Here is an 18,055-nt window from a genome sequence, read left to right on the forward strand (position 1 = left end):
CGCGCCCCCGGAACAGGGACGCGGCCAAGTTCACGGCTGGCTTACCAGCTGAAATCGGCGGCGTTCTCGCTGTCCACGGTGCGCACGTCGATCGGCACTTCCGCGGGGACCACGCGGGCGCCCCAGTATTGCGCCAGCGCCATGCCCAGGCCCACGCGGACCTGATCGCGGGGGAATTGCGCGGTGGTCTGGATGAAGGCGGTGCCGTCGGCGATAGCCTTGACCGCTTCCGGCGCGCCATCGACCGAGGTCAGCTTGATGTCGCGGCCCGACCCCTGGATCGCCGCGAGGGCACCCATCGCGCCGCCGTCGTTGACCGAGAAGATGCCCGCAAGGTTCGGATGCGACTGGATCATGTTTTCCACCACGCCAAGCGCGACCGAACGGTCCTGGCGGCCGTTCTGGGTGTCCACCAGCGTGATCCCCTCGCTTTCGGCCAGGGCGGCCTTGCAGCCTTCGACGCGTTCCAGGATCGGCACGACCGGGATGCCGTCCAGGATCGCGACCTCGCCCTGGCCGCCAAGCGCCTCGGCCAGGTATTTGCACGACTGATAGCCCGCGTCGCGGTTCTTCGACCCCACGAAGGTATCCACCGGGCCGCTGGCGTTGGCGTCCACCGCCACCACGATCACGCCCTGGTCCTTGGCCATGCGCACGGCCGATTCCACGCCCGCGCTGTCGGTCGGGTTCAGCAGCAGGATGTCGATGCCCTGTTGCAGCATATCCTCCACGTCCGAGATCTGCTTGGCCACGTCATGGCCCGCGTCGGTGACGATCACCTCGGCCCCGATCTGGGCGGCGGCCTCGTTCAGGGCCTCCTGCATGGACACGAAATAGGGGTTGTTCATTTCCTGGAACGTCATGCCGATCTTCAGCGCGTCGTCCTGTGCTGCGGCCAGGTTGGCCGAGGCGGCAAGAAGGGCCGCGGCGGATGCGGTCTTCAGCAGGGTCTTCATGGGTCGTCCTCCCGTTGATGGAACTGGCAGTCTTCCCCCCGGCACGTCCGGCGATGCGCGGGCCGTGTTCGGGGGGTATGGGCTTTGTGCGGCGGGTCAGCTGGCCATGCGGATCGTCTGGTTGGCCGCAAAGGTCGCGCGGAATTCCGACGGCGACATCTTCTTCAGCTTGAGGAAATGACGGTTGAAGTTCGACAGGTTCGAAAAGCCCACGTCATAGCAGATGTCGGCCACGCGGGCGTCCGGGTCGGACAGCAGCATATGGCAGGCCAGGTCGATGCGCAGCTGATTGCGATAGCGCACCAGCGTCGTGCCGGTATGGCGCTTGAAGGACCGGGAAAAGGCGCTTTGGCTTTGTCCGGTCAGCCCTGCCAGTTCGGATTCGCTGACCGTTTCCAGCAGGTTTTCGCGCAAATGGCCGATGGCCCGGTTCATGGCCGATTCCTCGGCCCGTTCCATGTCCAGCACGAAGCTGAGGCTGGCCAGGGTCTGCGACTTCGGTGCGGTCGCCAGCAGGTCGAGAATCTGGAAGAACAGCCCCAGCCTGCGCACGCCCCGCGCCTCGATCAGGGCGCGCATCAGGGGACGGACGGCGCGGCTGGTGTCTTCGCCGAACAACAGGCCCCGGCGGCTGCGCTCCAGAAGATGGCGCACTCCCTCCATTTCCGGGAAGGCGTCGCTTGCGGCGTCGATAAAGCTTTCGGGGAACTGGATCACCTCAGTCCGCTGGGGCACGATTTCGCCCGGGCGGATGGCGCTGATCCAGTTCTGCGGCAGGTTCGGACCGGTCATGATCAGCTGGCTGGGACCGAATTCGCCCACATGATCGCCGATATAGAACTTGCCCGTGGTCGCGACGACCAGATGGATTTCGTATTCGGGATGGTAATGCCACCGCACCGTGCGGAACGGATAGCCGTGCTTCCAGGCGGCAAAGGATTCGCCCTTGCGGATATGGACCAGTTCCAGATCGGGTTGCATCGGTTCCTCCCCTCCGCGCCAGCACGGCTTGCCTTGGGCAATGCCGGCCCCTCCTTGGGCGCTGCATGATTGGTATCATGGCCGGGGCGCGACCCTCCACGACGCCACGGGAAAAATTCCGATACTTTTTTGCCATATCCTGCGGAAATATCATTAGCCGGGATTTGGCAGTGCGGCCCAAGGCGATGCTGCAATGCCGCATTATGCCGCAAAGCAGCGGAAAACGGGGCGAAATTCTGGGGCATAATAGGCGATCGGGGGCAGATAATTGTTGCCTGCCGCAGATAACGGCATCAGGGCGCCTTATACTTTCCCGTAGATTTTGCTGGCGGGTTCGTATCAGGCGCCCTGCGCGGCGTTTCAGGCCTGCGGCATCTGGATCTGGATCTTCACGTCGGTTTCGCGTGCTTCGACGGCGCGGTCAAAGGCGGCGATGCTGTCGGCAAAGGGCAGGGTCGCGGAAATCAGCGGCTTCAGATCGACCTTGCCCGCCGCGATCAGCGAAATCGCCCGGTCATAGACATTGGCATAGCGGAACACGGTTTCCACCCGCAGTTCCTTGGCTTGAAGGCCGACGATGTCGAAGGGCACCGGATCGACCGGCATTCCCACCAGCACGATGGTCCCGCCCGGGCGGGCAAGCTGCGGCAACCCCAGGATCGCGGGGGCCGCGCCCGAACATTCAAAGACCACATCCGCGCCCCAGCCGTCGGTCGCCTGGGCGATTGCCTGGGCCGCGGGCGTGGTGCGGATGTTGATCGTCCCGATTCCCGGATAGGCGCCGATGATGTCCAGCTTGGGTTGCGCCAGATCGGCCACGAAAACCTTGGCGCAGCCCCCTGCCAGGGCGGCGAGGGCGGTCATCATGCCGATGGGACCGGCCCCCAGGACCAGGCCGGTATCGCCGGGCTGGATGCGCGCCCGCATCGCGGCCTGCATCCCGATGGCAAAGGGTTCGACCATGGCGCCTTCGGCAAAGGACACGCTGTCCGGCAGGCGATAGGTGAAGGCGGCCGGATGCACGACCTGCGGCGTCAGGCAGCCGTGGATGGGCGGCGTCGCCCAGAACCGCACGGCCGGATCGACGTTGTAGATCCCCAGCTTGGACGCGCGGGATGTCTGGTCAGGGATCCCCGGCTCCATGCAGACGCGGTCGCCGATCTTCAGGTGGGACACCTGGCTGCCCACCTCGATCACGGTGCCGGATGCCTCGTGGCCCAGGACCATGGGATCGGTGACCACAAAGGGGCCGATCTTGCCATGCGTATAGTAATGCACGTCCGATCCGCAGACGCCCACGGTATGCACGGCGATGCGCACATCGGTGGGCGACAGATCCTGATCCAGGTCGATGTCGCGCAACGACAGCTTGCCCTTGCGTTCCAGCACCAGTGATGTCGGCATATGGTTTCCCCCAAAAAGGCCGTGCCGCCACCATGGACGGTTTTGCGGCGCTTGACCCCCGTGAATGAAGGGCAGGCGCGCCTTGTGTAAATCCCCCGGCATGGGGAAAAGACGCAAAATTTCCGTTTTCGGAAAAAAACTGCCGCTTGCCGCGAACCGGCCGGCTTGGCGCCCGGCCCGCGCATTGCACGAAACCCATGGGCGTGGTTCGGTATTGTCGTTGGACAGCCTGCGGCATCACGCCGGCGGAAAGCGAGGTTCCATGAGCCAACCCTATTGCGGACCGGGCGTTGCGCCTGACGGGTTGTGGGCGGCCTGGAATGTCGATCCGCCCCTGCTGGTGGGGCTGGCGGTCCTTTCCGTGGCCTTGTGGCGGCAAGGGAACGGCAGGGCCGGGGGCATTGCCGTCCTGGCACTTGCGGTCGCCTTTGTGTCGCCGCTGTGCGCACTGACCGTATCGCTGTTTTCGGCCCGTGCGCTGCATCATCTGGTTCTGGCGGGGGTGGCCGCGCCCGCACTGGCCTGGGCCTGGCCCCTGGCTGCGCGCGCGCCTGCGCAGGCCGGGGCCGCGGGAATGGCCCTGGCGATGGGGGCCTGGCACCTGCCTGCGGTTTATGACGCGATCTGGCGGTCCGATGCGGTTTACTGGCTGATGCAGGCGGCGCTGTTCCTGCCTGCCTGGGCCTTCTGGTCGGCGGTGCTGACCGGCCCGCGTTCCGCGGTGCTGGGCCACAGTTTCCTGACAATGGGCCTGGCCGGGCTGATGGGCCTGCTGGGCGCGGTGCTGACCTTCGCGCCCGCTGTTCTTTACATCCAGCACGTCGATGGCGCCGCGCCTTGGGGCCTGACGTCGCTTGACGACCAGCGGCTGGCCGGTCTGATCCTGTGGGTGCCGGGCTTCCTGCCAATGGCCGCTTTTGCGGGCTGGATGCTGCGGCAAGGCTGGCGGCAGGGCTTTGCGGCATGATCGCGGCGTTGAAGGCCATTCACATCGCGGCGATGCTGTGCTGGTGCGCGGGTCTGGTCGCGCTGCCGCTGCTGTTGATGAGCTATGGCCACGCGCGGCGGCAGGTCCGCTATTCCGAATTCCGGCTGCTGACGCATTACGGCTATGTCGCCTTTGCCACCCCGGCGGCGGTGATCGCCGTTGTGGCGGGAACCGCGCTGATCTTCGCGGCCGGGGTGTTCGACCTGTGGCTGATCGCCAAGCTGGCCTTTGTCAGCTTCATGGCGCTGGCCCATGCCTGGCTGGGGCACCTGATCGAACAATCCGGCCTGCAGCGTTATGGTCGGGGAACCGATCCCAGCAAGGGTTACGAGATGCCCTATCCCGGGATCGCGCTGGCCGTGATCCTGCCCGCCATCGGGGCGATCCTGTGGCTGGTTCTGGCCAAGCCCGACCTGTCATGGGTGGCGGACCTGCTGCCCGCCTTCATGCAGGAACCAAGGGGTCAGTTGCCGTGATCCTGTTGCGTCCCGATCTGATAGTCGAAGACCAGCTTGCCGCCGTGCCAGCCGGTGATCGTGGTCATCAGCAAGCCCAGGGCGGAAATCAGGATCCCCACCGGCAACACCGCCTGTTCGGGGTCGGGCAGGCGATAGCCCCAGTTGGCGCCCAGCACCGACAAAAGCGTGCAGGCCAGAATGAAATGCGTCCAGCTGGGCGCGCGGATGCGGATGCCGGGGACGATCAGCAATTCGACCGTGCCGCTGATGCCTGCCAGGACGCCCATGACAAAGCCGATGCCTGCCGTCCAGACAGCGGCGCGCGGCCAGAATGCGTCGCCCGTCCACCAGAACATCGCGTCGGCGCCGAAGGTCAGGAACGCAAGCGCGATGGGATAGGTGATCAGCATCGCGTGCAGCGGATGGCCCGCGATCGCGAGCCTGGATTCGGTGTCGTTGAAAGCGGAATGTTCCTCGATCGGGTCGGACAAACGGCGGCGTTGCCGCCAGGTTCGCTTTGGTCGCATCGGCATCATCCTTGGGCTTTGCGCAAGGGGAAGCTTTGCACCGCCCTTGCGGTTCCCGTGCTTGCCGGGTGCGGGGGCGGGGCAAGCACGCTGGCCCCCGCGGGCCCGGCGGCGGCACAGATCGCGATGCTGTGGTGGGCCATGCTGGCCGGTGCCGCGGTGATCACGGCCTTGGTCCTGGCACTGGCGGGCCTTGCGCTGTGGCGCGGCCCGCGCCCGACGGGAGAGCGCGGCTGGACGATCTGGTGGGGCCTGGGCTTTCCCATGTCGGTTCTTGCGGTCCTGCTGGGATTTGCCCTGTGGGCAGGCGAACGGATGATCGCGCGGAGTGACGGCGCCCTGCAGGTCGAGGCCGAGGCCTACAACTGGGGCTGGCGCTTTACCCAGCCCGGCCCGGACGGGCCGGTCGTCACCGAGGGGGTCCTGTATGTCCCCGCAGGCCAGCCCTTCGACATCGTGCTGACCAGCCCCGATGTGATCCATTCGTTCTGGGTGCCGCAGTTGGGCGGCAAGATGGACGCGATCCCCGGCCACCGCAACATCCACCGCCTGATGGCCGACGCCCCCGGAATCCACGAAGGGCTGTGCGCCGAATTCTGCGGCCTGGGCCACGCCGCCATGCGGTTCGAGGTGGTGGTCTATGATCCCGCCGCCCCGCCTCCCTTCCTTTCAGCCGAAAGCCGTCCATGACCGAAGACCTGCAGCCCGTCGCGCCGAACCCGCCCCAAAAGGCCCTGCGGCTGCACCGGCAGTTAGAGCGGGTCTGGTCCGACCTGCCGGGGTGGCGGGGAGCGTTCGCCTCGGTCAATCACACCACGATCGGGCTGCGGTTCATGGCGACCTCGTTCGTGTTTTTTGCCGTCGGCGGCGTGCTGGCGATGCTGATCCGGGCGCAGCTTGCCACGCGGGACGGGGCGTTCCTGGATACCGCGCTGTATAACCAGATCTTCACGATGCACGGCAGCATCATGATGTTCCTGTTTGCCATTCCCATGCTGGAAGGGCTGTCCATGTGGCTGCTGCCCAAGATCCTGGGCGGGCGCGACATGGCATTCCCCCGGCTGGGGGCGCTTGGATACTGGTGCTATCTGTTCGGCGGCACGATCATCCTGGCGTCCTTGCTGTTCGGCGTGGCGCCCGATGGCGGCTGGTTCATGTATGTGCCGCTGTCGGGCAAGACCCATACCCCTGGCATCAGCGCCGATGTCTGGCTGCTGGGGGTGACATTCGTCGAGATTTCGGCGGTGGCGGCGGCGGTCGAGATCATCGTGACGATCCTGCGCCTGCGCGCGGCGGGGATGGCGCTGACCCGGATGCCGCTGATGGGCTGGTATATGCTGGGGACGGCCGCGATGATGCTGGTGGGCTTTCCGCCGCTGATCCTGGGGTCCGTCCTTCTGGAACTGGAACGCGCCTTCGACTGGCCGTTCTTCGACGTGCTGCGCGGCGGCGACCCACTGCTGTGGCAGCACCTGTTCTGGCTGTTCGGCCACCCCGAGGTTTACATCATCTTCCTGCCCGCCGCCGGTGTCCTCTCGACGATCATTCCGGTCTTCGCGCGCGTGCCGATCTTGGGTTACGGCGCCATCGTCGCGGCGATCGTCGGGCTGGTGTTCCTGTCCTTCGGGCTGTGGGTGCATCATATGTTCACGGTGGGCATCCCGCATATGGCGCTTGCGTTCTTTTCCGCCGCCTCGGCCCTGGTGGCGGTGCCCACCTCGGTCCAGATTTTCTCCTGGATCGGGACCATGTGGGCGGGGCGGGTAGAACTGCGGCTGCCGATGCTGCACGTGATCGGCTTCTTCCTGACCTTTGTCATGGGCGGGCTGACCGGAGTGATGCTGGCCATGGTGCCCTTCAACTGGCAGGCCCATGACACCCACTTCGTCGTGGCGCACCTGCATTACGTCCTTGTGGGCGGCTTTGTCTTTCCGATGATGGCGGGCGTCACCTATTGGATGCCGATGATCAGCGGCCGGTTCCGGGTGCGCGCCCTGGGCGAGGCTGCGTTCTGGCTGATCCTGCTGGGCTTTCACGGCACCTTTTTCCTGATGCACCTGACCGGGCTTCTGGGGATGCCGCGCCGGATCGACCGTTACCCGGACAACCCGGAATGGGAATGGCTGAACCTGATATCCTCGGTGGGCGGAATGGTGATGGCGATGGGCTTTGCCCTGTTCGTCCTGGACATCGCGATGCAATGGCTTTTCGGGCGGCGCAGCCACCGCAACCCCTGGCGAGCCGATACGCTGGACTGGGCCATGGCGCTGCCCGCGCCGTCCTATAACTTTGCCTCGCTTCCCGGACCGGGGCGGTGCGACGCAGGCGCGGTCCTGCCCCTGGCACGGGGCGAGGGGCTGCTGCCCGGTGCGCCCCGCACCCGGCGAGAGGTTCTGGTGACCGACGAGGGAACGGGCCGCCCCGACCACGTTGCGGTGGTGCCGGGCAACACGATGCTGCCGATCTGGACCGCCGCCGCGCTTGGCAGTTTCTTCCTGCTGATGCTGGCGGGGCTTTACTGGCTGACGCCGCTGGCCATTGCGGCGGTGCTGTGGGCCGGATGGCACTGGGGCGGGTTCATGGGCAGCCCGCGCGACGCCGCACCGATCCCGGTGGCGCCGGGATTGGCCCTGCCGGAACATTGGCAGGTCCGCCAGACCCTTGCCTACAGCGGCACGGTGACGCTGCTGGTCGCAGGCGGCACGCTTTATGCCTCGCTGTTGTTCGGCGTGGGGTTCCTGACGGTGATCGCCCCGAACTGGCCAGCCCCGGACAGCGGCCTGACCCTGGGCGCCCTGCTGACCGCCGGGGCCGCGCTGCTGGCCATGGCCGGGGCCACGCTTGCCGCCATCTTGGCCGAAACGCGCCGGGCTGATCCCCTTGGTGTCACGGTGGCCCTTGCCGGAGTGCTGGCTGCGGGACTGGCCGTGGCGCTGCTGGGCGTGCTGGCCTGGCAACTGGACGATCCCCGCCGCCATGCCCGCGACGCCCTGCGCGCGGTGCTGCTGGGCCATGCCGGGTTTTACGGGGTCGTCACGCTGATGCTGGCGCTGCGCAGCCTGTGCGATGCCCGGCAGGGGCGGACCAGCCGGATGCGCCGGGGCGCCGCGCCGGTCTGGCAGTTGTTCCAGGCCTTCTGGCTGGCCACGTCCGTCCTGTCGCTGGGCGTCGTGGCCTTGCAGGAGATCGGCTGATGGTCTGGGTCGCGCGGATGCTTGCCGGGCCGATGCTGTGGGGCGCGCTGTTTTCCGCAGTCTACGGGTTGCATGGCCTGGGCTGCGCTCTGGACTGGCCTGCGCGCGCAACCCCGTTCGGTCCCTTGCATCCGGTGGGCATGATCCTGCTGTGGCTGGCCGGGCTGGCCCTGCACGGCGGGCTGATCCTGTGGAACCGGATGCCGGGCACCGGCCGACAGGAACTGCTGGTCCGGTCGGGCAACTGGGTGGGCGCAGTGGCCAGTGCGGTGACGCTGCTGCCGGTCATCCTCACCTCGACCTGCGGATGAAGATCCGCCAGATGGTAATGGGCGCCTGCTGCCCGCTGGAGAATGCATGAAACCCGACATCCTGATCGCCCATCCCCTGCAACCCCGCTTCATGGACGACCTGGGCGCGCGCTATACCCTGCACCGGCTGGATCAGGCCGCCGACAGGGACGCCGTGCTGGCCCAGGCCGGGCCGGTCTGCACGGCCATGGTGGTGAACGGGCACGTGGCCGTCGATGCGGCATTGCTGGACCGGTTGCCCGCCTTGCGGCTGGCCGCCTGTTCGTCGGCAGGCTTCGACATGATGGATCTGCCTGACATGACGCGGCGGGGGATCACGCTGACCAACACATCCGTCGCGCTTGTGGATGATGTCGCCGACACGGCGATCCTGCTGATGCTGGCCGCGCGGCGGCGGTTGGTTGAGGGGGATGCCCATGTCCGTTCGGGCGACTGGGGACGGCAGGCGGCGTTTCCGCTGACCACCTCGACGGCGGGCAAGCGGGCAGGCATCCTGGGCCTGGGCAATATCGGCGCGGCCATAGCCCGGCGTTGCGAGGCGATGGGGCTGCGCATCGGCTATTCCGGCCGCAATGCCAGGCCGGGGGTGAATTATGCTTATTTCCCCAACCCCGTGGCCTTGGCGGACTGGGCCGACATCCTGATCGTCGCCACGCCCGGCGGGGCAGGGACCGCAGGGCTGGTATCGGCCGATGTGCTGCGTGCGCTTGGGCCACGGGGCACGCTGGTCAATATCGCCCGGGGATCGGTCGTGGACGAGGCCGCGCTGATCGACGCATTGCGCGGCGGGGTGATCGCCCATGCGGGGCTGGACGTGTTCCTGAACGAACCCCATCCCGACCCGGCATTGACGGCGCTGCCAAATGTCACCCTGTATCCCCATCATGCCAGCGGGACCGAGGAGACGCGCGACCGCATGGCACAACTGACGGTGGACAACCTCGACGCGTTCTTCGCGGGCCGGCCGCTGCTGACCCCGGTGAACTGAACGTTCAGGGCGCCGCCCCGCCGGCGGCGCGTCGCGACCATGCTTGATCGTTTTCAGCACGATTGCAGGCTGGACGCGGTGCCGGTCTCGGTTGGGGGCGGAACGGTGGCGATCGGGAATGAGGCGCTTCTTGCGGGGGCGCGTCGGGGGCTGTAAACCCGCGCCCAACGAAAGGAAACGTCATGTCGATCACCGAGGATCAGGCCCGCAAGGTCGCCCATCTGGCGCGCATCGCCGTCGATGACGCCGCTTTGCCCGCGCTTGCGCGCGAGTTGAACGGCATCCTGCATTTCATGGAACAACTGTCCGAAGTCGATGTGACGGGCGTCGAACCCATGACCGGCGTCACCCCCATGCGCCTGAAGCGGCGGCAGGATGCCGTAACGGCCGGCGGCATGGCCGACAAGATCCTGTCCAATGCCCCCGACGCGCGCGAGGGATTCTTTGCCGTTCCGAAGGTGGTGGAATGACTGACCTGAACACCCTGACCATTGCGGACGCGCGCGATGCGCTGCGCAAGGGCGACACCACCGCCGTCGAATTGACCGAGGCCTGCCTTTCCGCCATTCAGGCCGCAGGCGCGTTGAACGCCTTTGTCCACGACACCCCCGACATGGCGCGCGACATGGCCCAGGCCGCCGATGCCCGCATCAAGGCGGGCGACGGCACCGCGCTGACCGGAATCCCGCTGGGCATCAAGGACGTGTTCTGCGTGAAAGGCGTGCCGTCGCAGGCCGCCAGCCGCATCTTGGAAGGGTTTCGCCCCGAATACGAATCCACCGTGACGCAGAACCTGTGGAACGCGGGCGCGGTCATGCTGGGCAAGCTGAACCAGGACGAATTCGCCATGGGTTCGGCCAACGAATCCAGCTGCTATGGCCCGGCGGTCAACCCGTGGAAGGTCGATGACCGGCAGTTGACGCCGGGCGGGTCGTCGGGCGGATCGGCGGCGGCGGTGGCTGCGGACCTGTGTCTGGCCGCGACCGGGACCGATACCGGCGGATCCATCCGCCAGCCTGCGGCCTTTACCGGCATCGTGGGGCTGAAGCCCACCTATGGCCGGGTCAGCCGCTGGGGCGTGATCGCCTATGCGTCCTCGCTGGATCAGGCGGGGCCGATGACCAAGACGGTGCGCGACGCCGCAATCATGCTGGGCGCGATGGCCTCCGTCGATCCGCAGGATTCGACCAGTGCCGATCACCCGGTGCCCGATTACGAGGCCATGCTGACCGGCGACATCCGTGGCAAGCGGATCGGCATCCCGCGCGAATACCGCGTGGACGGGATGCCGCCCGAAATCGACGCGCTGTGGCACAAGGGTGCCGAGATGCTGCGCGACGCTGGCGCGGAAATCGTCGATATCAGCCTGCCGCACACGAAATACGCGCTGCCCGCCTATTACGTCATCGCGCCGGCCGAGGCGTCGTCGAACCTCGCCCGCTATGACGGTGTGCGCTATGGCCACCGCGCCCGGCTGGGCCAGGGCGACGGCATTACCGATATGTATGAAAAGACCCGGGCCGAGGGTTTCGGCCCCGAGGTTCAGCGCCGCATCATGATCGGCACCTATGTTCTGTCGGCGGGCTTCTATGACGCCTATTACAACCGCGCCCGCAAGGTCCGCGCGCTGATCAAGCGCGACTTCGACATGGCCTTTGCCGATGGCATCGACGCGATCCTGGCGCCCACCACGCCCTCGGCCGCCTTTGGCCTTGGGGCCATGGACAGCAGCGATCCGGTGGCGATGTATCTCAACGACGTTTTCACCGTGACGCTGAACCTGGCCGGACTGCCGGGCATCGCGGTCCCCGTGGGCCTGGACAAGCAGGGCCTGCCCCTTGGCCTGCAGCTGTTCGGCCGCCCCTTCGAGGAAGGCGAGTTGCTGAACCACGCGCTTGTCCTGGAACGCGCCGCCGGATTTGTGGCCAAGCCCGGTCGCTGGTGGTAGGGTCGCGTCAGTGGCATATTCAGGAGGCATGATGCGCGGCTGTCTGATCCTTTCGGTGCTGGCGCTTGCCGGCTGTGGCGAGCATCTGGGCTGGAACCCGAACTACAACTTCGGCCCGACCCGCTATGGCGAATACCGCGCTACACGAGAGGCGGCCCTGGTCACGGCCACGGAATCGCCCAAGACCATCCCGGTCGCCCGCCCCTTTTATGCGCCTACGGGGGCGGATATCGCGGGCCGCAGCCCGGTGCCGATCCCCGCGACCATGGGCGTGGACAGGGTACGGGTGGTCAAGCCTGCGATGGCCCCCGCCGCCTCCGTGCAAAGGCCCAACGCGCCGGTCGTGATCGTACCCCCTTCCATGCGCACGGGCGACCAGCCGCCGCTGTGAGCGGAGGTTTCCCCAGCCCCAATCATGGCGACAGGCGCGGCCAGCGCCCCGAACTGATCGTGCTGCATTACACGGGCATGGCCGATGCCGCCGGCGCCCGCGCGCGCCTGTGCGATCCAGCAGCACAGGTCAGCGCGCATTGGCTGATCCTGGAAGATGGCCGTGCCGAAGCCCTGGTTCCCGAACATCGCCGCGCCTGGCACGCGGGCGCGGGATCCTGGCAAGGCCGGGATGACGTGAATTCCCGCTCCATCGGGATCGAGATCGCCAACCCCGGCGACCGCCCCTTTCCCCTGCGCCAGATGGACGGGGTTGCGTCGCTGTTGCGCGGCATCATGGACCGCTGGGGGATCGGACCCGACGGGGTGATCTGCCATTCCGACATGGCGCCGGGCCGCAAGATCGACCCTGGCCCCCGCTTTGACTGGCAGCGCCTGGCGCGCGAAGGCCTGGCCCTGCAAAGGGGCCGGGGACCGGACTTGCCTCTGGACGCCAGTCTGACCCGGATCGGCTATCCCCCCGTGGACGCCGCCGCCCGCCTTGCCGCCTTCCGCCTGCGCTTCCGCCCCTGGGGGCAGGGGGCGGAATGCGCCGCCGACCGCCGCTGCGCGGCCTTTGTGGCGGCGTCCATGGGTGCTGCGAAGCGCGGCGCCGGGGTCTGAGATCACCGCCCGGAAAGCCTTTGGGGACCGCGCAAAAATTTTTGCACTGGCACCGAAATTTCCGCTTGCGCCCCTTTGCGGCTTTGCCTAAACACCGCCCCACGCCACCCGGCAAGACGGGCAGCGCAAGAAAGTGGCCCGTTCGTCTATCGGTTAGGACGTCAGGTTTTCAACCTGAAAAGAGGGGTTCGACTCCCCTACGGGCTGCCACTCCACCCTAAGAAATTTGCAAAAACAATGTTATTAGCTGATAGTTTACAGCTGTGGATCAGCGGTTTATAGCTTTCCCGGTTTGTTCACGTCCCCGAACAGCCGCGCGGCGGTTGGCTTAGCGGGTATAATGTTCCACCTCTTCGAGGGTAATGTGACCCGTCCAAGCCATGATTTGGTGGACGGTTGCCCCTGCCTCGGCCAAAGCCTTGGCGCGCGCTTTGCGCAGGCCGTGAGCAGACTTCGCAATGTCCATTTCGGTCCCGGCATCCGACATAAAATGCCCCAATGCCTTTGAGGGTCGTGACCGGCCTTGCCGCATCGCGAGAAAAGTCATTCGTTTCTCTGACCGCGCATCGAGCGCAGTGTGCATCAGCTTCCGGTCTGTGATCATGCGCGCCGCATATGCAGGCAGGGTGCACCTCCAAGGGATGAAGGTCGGCTCGCCCGTCTTCTGCTGGGTGAACTGCAAGACTCCATCCCTGCCGATCGTGCCCGGACCGATCTTCACCGCATCGCTGATCCGCGCGCCGGTCCAAAAGGCAAGCTCGAAGCACAGGCGCTGAACCGATCCGATGGGCCACCGCTTCCGGAAGGCTTCAATCTCTGTGTCTGTCCCGGCTGGGTAGCCGATGGTCTTCGGGATCGGCTTGTGCCGTGCGGCCAGCGACGGGTCGGCGCCAAAGAACCGCTTCTGCTTGCCATAGCTGCAAATCGCACGCCGCGCCTTCAGTCGGTCAGCTGCAGCGTTCGGCGCCAGCGGATCCAGGTCGTCGGCCATGTCTTCGGTCGTGAGGTGCGCGGCCATCGCAGGCACGGTGATCGTGGACAACATCGCCGCGCGTAATGCGCTGACCCCCAAGAATGCGCAGCGGGTCTATGTGGTCAATGCGACCGGAGACAGCACGGCGAATTCGGGCGGAGCCGAATACATGTGGCGGTCATCCACATCTGCATGGATCAAGCTATCGGAAGCCGAAAGCCAACCCTTGGTGCTGGCATGGGCAAACATCACCGGGAAGCCAAGCAGTGGCGTCGCCGCCATTGATGATGCCGTGGCCAAGCGCCATTCCCATGCGAACGCGACGCAATTGGACAAGATTGGCGAAGATGGCGCGGGCAACGTGACCTACGGCGGTGCCCGCCCTCGCATCGCCTGGGACAGCATGGGCTGGTGATCCATGACCCTCACCATCCATAAGGTCGTGGCGGTCCTGCCTTCCACACTGACCGCAGATGCGCTTTACGCGGTGCGGGCGGGCGAAGGCTTCGATCTGTATCTGGCGGACAGCACCGGGGCTATCGCGCACAAGGTCAATGGCAGCGAACGGCACGTCACCTTGACCCAAGCGGCCTATGACGCTCTGGCGACCAAGGATCCGGCCACCTATTACCCTATCTCGGGGTGACGCCATGCCAGTCTTGAGCGCATCCTCGATCCAGCGGCGCTTTCGTGGCGCGCAGGAAATCACCCGAACCTACAAGGGCGGGGCGCTGATCTGGCAAAAACCTGCGCCTGCGGTTGACGGACCCGAGGCCACGGGCGGGATCATCAGCACCATTGCCGATGGCGGCGTGACCTATCGGGTCCACCGCTTCACAGCATCCGACACGCTGACATTCACGCGCGGCGGAATGGTGGACTATCTCATTGGCGGCGGCGGTTCTCGCGGCTTCGGCTTTGGCGGCATCGGCGGATCGGGCGTCGTGATCGTCCGCTATCGACTCTGAATTTCAATCAATCCAACATCGGCCAGGAGGCCAAATCATGAAAATCATTGTCATCCCCGAAGACTGGTCAAACGCGGGCATTGTTCCTTCTGCTGAACTGGCGACAGCAATCGGCGCACTGGCGCCGGGCCGGTATGAGCTGGCATGGGCCGCGCCAAACGGCGGCTTCGCGGTCAACGCCGTCGGGGTTCTCGAGGAACTGCCGGTTGAGGAACCGGAGGAACCCACCGACCCGGTTGAACCGACCGATCCCGTGGACCCGCTCGCTGATCCCCTGCCGCCAATTGTGGCGCCGGGCGGCACTGGCGGAGCGTCGGTCAAGATCACCGTGCGGCGGGGCGAACAGCGTGTGGCCCCGGAGGGGATCATGTTCCGAGCAGAGGTCAGTGGATTCGATGCTCAACCGCCGGCCGATGGCACGATCCGCAACCCGGTGCTTCACGACCTGCACTACCATTGGACCTTCGGCGATCCGGGGAAGTTCAGCGCCCCGAAGAACATCGTTGACGAATGGAAGGACCAGAACTGGGCCAACTCCCCATTCCCCGCCCACGTCTTTGCCAAGCCAGGCAAGCAGGTGGTTATCGTCACCGTCACCGAACCGGCCACAGGCAAAACTGCGTGGGATTTGGTGGAAATCGAGACGGCTGACCCCCGCACGGCTTTCAACCCGGTAACCCGCGTCGTCGTATCCGACACGGACGACTTCACAGGCGCGCCGGATGCCATCGCGGCGAACCGGGTTGTCGGTTTTGATGCGGGCATCAAGCGCATCGAGGCTCTGAAATCCAAAGGTGTCCCGGTGGCCTTGCTGCTCAAGCCGGGCGTCAAGCTGGCGTCCAACGCAAGTCCGTATGTCGGTTCGCGCTGGCACAACTGCTATGTCAACACCTGGGATTATGAGACCCGCGCCGATGTGGAAATGTGGGCAAATGGCGCCGGCTTCCGGGTGTATGGCGAAAGCTGCACCGTCAAGGGCGTGACGATTGCCAACGTCAGGTTCTTGGGACCGTGGGATAGCACGACCGAAACCGTCGATCCCGCCTGGACCGCAGGCGGTCGCCCGATGGCGGTGCAGGTCTGGTCAGGCCATGCCACGATCTACAACTGCGGCGCCGATGGGGTTGGCAGCGGCTTCGGAACCAATGGTGACGCGGCCAGCCTGTGCGCGATCTTTGCCGATTGCGACGCGACGAATTGGGAGGATTACGGGGTCTATTCCACGGGCCGCGAGGGCGGTTACGCCGCCTATATCGGCATGTCCCTGTGTCAGCATCCCCGCGCCTTGCAGGGCGGCAACGGCAAGTCGAAGACTGACCTCGGCAATCGCCACGGGGCGTTCCGCACGCATGGTCCTGCAACCCTGTTCGTCTGGGCTTTAGGTGGCTTTACCCGCAACGGCTGGACAGTCGTCGGGCTGACGCCCGTTGACCAGAACATCATCCGCGACCACCGGAACAACGCTCTCTATGAAGCGTGGTTCGGCTGCATTGGGGGCGAAGGCGGCTGGCAGGGGTTCAGCAACGGCTCGGCCACGGGCAGCGGGGCAATTCCCTGCAACACGGTGCTGGACAAGTTCTACTTCATGGGGTCCGCGCGGACGGTTGGGCATCTTGGCATTTCGTCACCGGCTTTCACGGCTCGGAACGGTATTCTGCACCGCCCCAACGTCCCAACTGGTCAGGATAGTTTTGGCCGTTCAATTCAAATCGGTCATGGTAAGCCGGACAAGTTCTCTGCTGAGGCCCGCCGCGAACGAGTGGACATCTACAACGTGACCATCATCAACGAAATGGACGACGCCGCTGCGGCCGATAAGGGCTGGACGCCGGTGGATATTCGCCCGGATTGTTTCAATGACGGAGTGGTTCGCGTGGAAAACATCGTCGTGCATCAGCCCAACCGCACGGGCGGGCTGACGCCGGATGTGCCTCTGGACGATACCAGGCTGGACTTCGACCCGATGTATCTCGGTTATGCCTGGAAAGCGCATCAGGCCAATAACAAGGGCACGTCGCAGAAGCTGCCCATGGACACCAGCTTCGCCACCCCCCGCAAGCCCTGGTCGCTGTGGCGTCCGCTGCCGGGCAGCCCTGCCATCGGCAGCGCCACGGGTGATCTGGTGGCCTATGACGACATCCTGGGCAACGTGCGGCCTACCAGGGCCTCGCGCGGGGCGATTGAGCCTTTGGCGGTCTAAGCCGACCGGCGGCGCCTTCGCATCAAAGCGAGGGCGCCTAAGCCCATCGGCAGAAGGGCGGCGGTGGTCGGAAGTGGAACAGGAGCCGGGTCGATGATCGTGAAGGTCGTGACGATTGAGTCTGTGAACCCTCTGTAACCATCACCGAAGAAACTGAAGCCGGCCAAATGATGCTCGCCCCAGTTCGTGACGGTCAGGGACGAACCATACTGCACCACCATAAACGCATCGGTTGTTACACTGAATGGGTCGGTGGAAATGTATCGGTCCCACCCCCCGGTCTTCGAGCAGCCAAATCCACCGACATCACAAACCGGAGCAATGTATCCGCCGTCTTCGTCGTCAGCCTCCTCAATCTCGGCGTATGCCTCGAATATATCGCCCTTCTTGGCACCGTGATAAAGCGTAGGCAATTCCCAAGGCGACCCTTCAACGTCAAGAACACCGTCCCACAGGAGATCTTCTGTGCCGGTATCAAATATGGTGGCGCGATCAAGGACAGTGCCCTCATAGCGCAATTTGAAACTAACTGTGGTCGCTGCCTCCGCAGTCTGCCCCGCCCCAACCGTCAGGGCAGTCCCGACAAGCACCACCTTGAAGCCCACAAGTCCCGATAAAAAATGCCGCCGAATCATCATGCTCTCCCGCAAATATGGGAACCATGGCCTCTCACGCTGCCGTAAGTCTCCGCGAATACGTGCGGCGTTAATCAATCTTCGCGCGAAATTATATCCATAACAGCAAGATAGGCCCAATATGATGAATAATCGCATGAGGACTGCCCACTGATGGACGTGGCGGCTTTCATTAAAGAGGTGGGCGGCGGCCTGGCTGGCGTCGTGATTATCGTGCAGGGCTGGTTCAACTGGATCCAGTATCAACGAAACAGTGCTTTGCATGACAAGATGCTCGCTATGGCCGAAACTTTGGTCAAGGAAAGCCGCGACCTGCTGACCGACACCAACAAGACCACCAATGCCAATACCGAAATCATGCGACGCGCCGTGCAACTGCTAGAGGACCGCCGGGACGAGCGCCGGCTATTGGAGGATCGGCGATGATGGGGCGGTTCATCCGTCAACAATGAAGTGCAGGGCGGCCGGGGC

At 65.2% G+C, this 18,055-nt stretch carries 21 protein-coding genes and 1 tRNA gene; 16 read left to right on the top strand and 6 right to left on the bottom strand.

Annotation, left to right across the window (positions count from 1 at the left end; all coding sequences use genetic code 11):
- Positions 1 to 41: 41 nt before the first annotated feature.
- The 3 genes from Q5701_RS10335 to Q5701_RS10345 form a co-directional block, all read right to left on the bottom strand.
- On the bottom strand, positions 42 to 956 hold the full coding sequence (locus Q5701_RS10335; protein WP_306755146.1) for an ABC transporter substrate-binding protein: 915 nt from the start codon (positions 954 to 956) through the stop codon (positions 42 to 44).
- 96 nt (positions 957 to 1,052) lie between these two features.
- Complete coding sequence (locus Q5701_RS10340) at positions 1,053 to 1,937, bottom strand: AraC family transcriptional regulator (protein ID WP_306755149.1); 885 nt, start codon at positions 1,935 to 1,937, stop codon at positions 1,053 to 1,055.
- Between the two features lie 360 nt (positions 1,938 to 2,297).
- Positions 2,298 to 3,341: an NAD(P)-dependent alcohol dehydrogenase gene (locus tag Q5701_RS10345; protein ID WP_306755150.1), complete on the bottom strand. Its 1,044-nt coding sequence runs from the start codon at positions 3,339 to 3,341 to the stop codon at positions 2,298 to 2,300.
- Between the two features lie 262 nt (positions 3,342 to 3,603).
- Between Q5701_RS10345 and Q5701_RS10350 the strand changes: the two genes are divergently transcribed.
- Together Q5701_RS10350 and Q5701_RS10355 are read left to right on the top strand one after the other, a co-directional pair.
- Complete coding sequence (locus Q5701_RS10350; protein ID WP_306755151.1) at positions 3,604 to 4,308, top strand: cytochrome c oxidase assembly protein; 705 nt, start codon at positions 3,604 to 3,606, stop codon at positions 4,306 to 4,308.
- The gene (locus Q5701_RS10355) at positions 4,305 to 4,805 is read left to right on the top strand and encodes a CopD family protein (protein WP_306755152.1); all 501 of its coding nucleotides are present in this window, start codon (positions 4,305 to 4,307) and stop codon (positions 4,803 to 4,805) included. Before Q5701_RS10350 ends, Q5701_RS10355 begins: the two co-directional genes overlap by 4 nt.
- Here the strand turns inward: Q5701_RS10355 and Q5701_RS10360 are convergent.
- Positions 4,793 to 5,314 carry a DUF2231 domain-containing protein gene (locus Q5701_RS10360; RefSeq protein ID WP_306755153.1) on the bottom strand — a complete coding sequence of 174 codons (522 nt, stop codon included), beginning with the start codon at positions 5,312 to 5,314 and terminating at the stop codon, positions 4,793 to 4,795. The two genes, Q5701_RS10355 and Q5701_RS10360, sit on opposite strands and share 13 nt — an antisense overlap.
- A 57-nt stretch (positions 5,315 to 5,371) precedes the next feature.
- Here Q5701_RS10360 and Q5701_RS10365 point away from each other — a divergent pair, with 57 nt between their 5' ends.
- The 9 genes from Q5701_RS10365 (at position 5,372) to Q5701_RS10405 (ending at position 13,018) form a co-directional block, all read left to right on the top strand.
- The gene (locus Q5701_RS10365) at positions 5,372 to 6,004 is read left to right on the top strand and encodes a cytochrome c oxidase subunit II (protein WP_306755155.1); all 633 of its coding nucleotides are present in this window, start codon (positions 5,372 to 5,374) and stop codon (positions 6,002 to 6,004) included.
- Positions 6,001 to 8,508, top strand: coding sequence for a cytochrome c oxidase subunit I (gene ctaD, locus Q5701_RS10370; protein ID WP_306755157.1), 2,508 nt, complete (start codon positions 6,001 to 6,003; stop codon positions 8,506 to 8,508). Before Q5701_RS10365 ends, ctaD begins: the two co-directional genes overlap by 4 nt.
- Complete coding sequence (locus Q5701_RS10375) at positions 8,508 to 8,819, top strand: hypothetical protein (RefSeq protein ID WP_306755159.1); 312 nt, start codon at positions 8,508 to 8,510, stop codon at positions 8,817 to 8,819. Before ctaD ends, Q5701_RS10375 begins: the two co-directional genes overlap by 1 nt.
- A gap of 46 nt (positions 8,820 to 8,865) precedes the next feature.
- On the top strand, positions 8,866 to 9,807 hold the full coding sequence (locus tag Q5701_RS10380) for a 2-hydroxyacid dehydrogenase (protein ID WP_306755161.1): 942 nt from the start codon (positions 8,866 to 8,868) through the stop codon (positions 9,805 to 9,807).
- 182 nt (positions 9,808 to 9,989) lie between these two features.
- Entirely contained in the window at positions 9,990 to 10,277 is a 288-nt protein-coding gene (gene gatC, locus Q5701_RS10385) for an Asp-tRNA(Asn)/Glu-tRNA(Gln) amidotransferase subunit GatC (protein WP_234855197.1), read from the top strand.
- On the top strand, positions 10,274 to 11,755 hold the full coding sequence (gene gatA / locus Q5701_RS10390; RefSeq protein ID WP_306755163.1) for an Asp-tRNA(Asn)/Glu-tRNA(Gln) amidotransferase subunit GatA: 1,482 nt from the start codon (positions 10,274 to 10,276) through the stop codon (positions 11,753 to 11,755). Before gatC ends, gatA begins: the two co-directional genes overlap by 4 nt.
- A gap of 28 nt (positions 11,756 to 11,783) precedes the next feature.
- Positions 11,784 to 12,146, top strand: a complete 363-nt coding sequence (locus Q5701_RS10395) for a hypothetical protein (protein WP_306755164.1) — start codon at positions 11,784 to 11,786, stop codon at positions 12,144 to 12,146.
- A complete protein-coding gene (locus tag Q5701_RS10400) occupies positions 12,143 to 12,808 on the top strand; it encodes an N-acetylmuramoyl-L-alanine amidase (protein ID WP_306755165.1) in 666 nt (221 codons plus the stop codon). The genes Q5701_RS10395 and Q5701_RS10400 overlap by 4 nt, the downstream gene beginning before the upstream one ends.
- Before the next feature lie 135 nt (positions 12,809 to 12,943).
- Positions 12,944 to 13,018 (top strand) — tRNA-Glu (locus Q5701_RS10405).
- Between the two features lie 118 nt (positions 13,019 to 13,136).
- Here Q5701_RS10405 and Q5701_RS10410 read toward each other — a convergent pair.
- A complete protein-coding gene (locus tag Q5701_RS10410) occupies positions 13,137 to 13,799 on the bottom strand; it encodes a tyrosine-type recombinase/integrase (RefSeq protein WP_306755166.1) in 663 nt (220 codons plus the stop codon).
- A 43-nt stretch (positions 13,800 to 13,842) separates the two neighbouring features.
- Here Q5701_RS10410 and Q5701_RS10415 point away from each other — a divergent pair, with 43 nt between their 5' ends.
- The 4 genes from Q5701_RS10415 (at position 13,843) to Q5701_RS10430 (ending at position 16,949) form a co-directional block, all read left to right on the top strand.
- Positions 13,843 to 14,196 carry a hypothetical protein gene (locus Q5701_RS10415; RefSeq protein WP_306755167.1) on the top strand — a complete coding sequence of 118 codons (354 nt, stop codon included), beginning with the start codon at positions 13,843 to 13,845 and terminating at the stop codon, positions 14,194 to 14,196.
- Positions 14,197 to 14,199: 3 nt separating this feature from the next.
- Positions 14,200 to 14,427: a phage upper tail fiber protein gene (locus Q5701_RS10420; protein WP_306755168.1), complete on the top strand. Its 228-nt coding sequence runs from the start codon at positions 14,200 to 14,202 to the stop codon at positions 14,425 to 14,427.
- A gap of 4 nt (positions 14,428 to 14,431) precedes the next feature.
- Positions 14,432 to 14,749, top strand: a complete 318-nt coding sequence (locus Q5701_RS10425) for a hypothetical protein (protein ID WP_306755169.1) — start codon at positions 14,432 to 14,434, stop codon at positions 14,747 to 14,749.
- Positions 14,750 to 15,035: 286 nt separating this feature from the next.
- Positions 15,036 to 16,949, top strand: coding sequence for a hypothetical protein (locus Q5701_RS10430; protein ID WP_306755170.1), 1,914 nt, complete (start codon positions 15,036 to 15,038; stop codon positions 16,947 to 16,949).
- On the opposite strand, the gene Q5701_RS10435 is transcribed toward Q5701_RS10430, so the two are convergent.
- A complete protein-coding gene (locus tag Q5701_RS10435; protein ID WP_306755171.1) occupies positions 16,946 to 17,587 on the bottom strand; it encodes a hypothetical protein in 642 nt (213 codons plus the stop codon). The two genes, Q5701_RS10430 and Q5701_RS10435, sit on opposite strands and share 4 nt — an antisense overlap.
- Positions 17,588 to 17,737: 150 nt before the next feature.
- Here Q5701_RS10435 and Q5701_RS10440 point away from each other — a divergent pair, with 150 nt between their 5' ends.
- Positions 17,738 to 18,010, top strand: coding sequence for a hypothetical protein (locus Q5701_RS10440; protein WP_306755172.1), 273 nt, complete (start codon positions 17,738 to 17,740; stop codon positions 18,008 to 18,010).
- Positions 18,011 to 18,055 lie beyond the last annotated feature (45 nt).

The sequence above is a fragment of the Paracoccus actinidiae genome, assembly GCF_030863885.1.
GTDB lineage: Bacteria > Pseudomonadota > Alphaproteobacteria > Rhodobacterales > Rhodobacteraceae > Paracoccus > Paracoccus everestensis.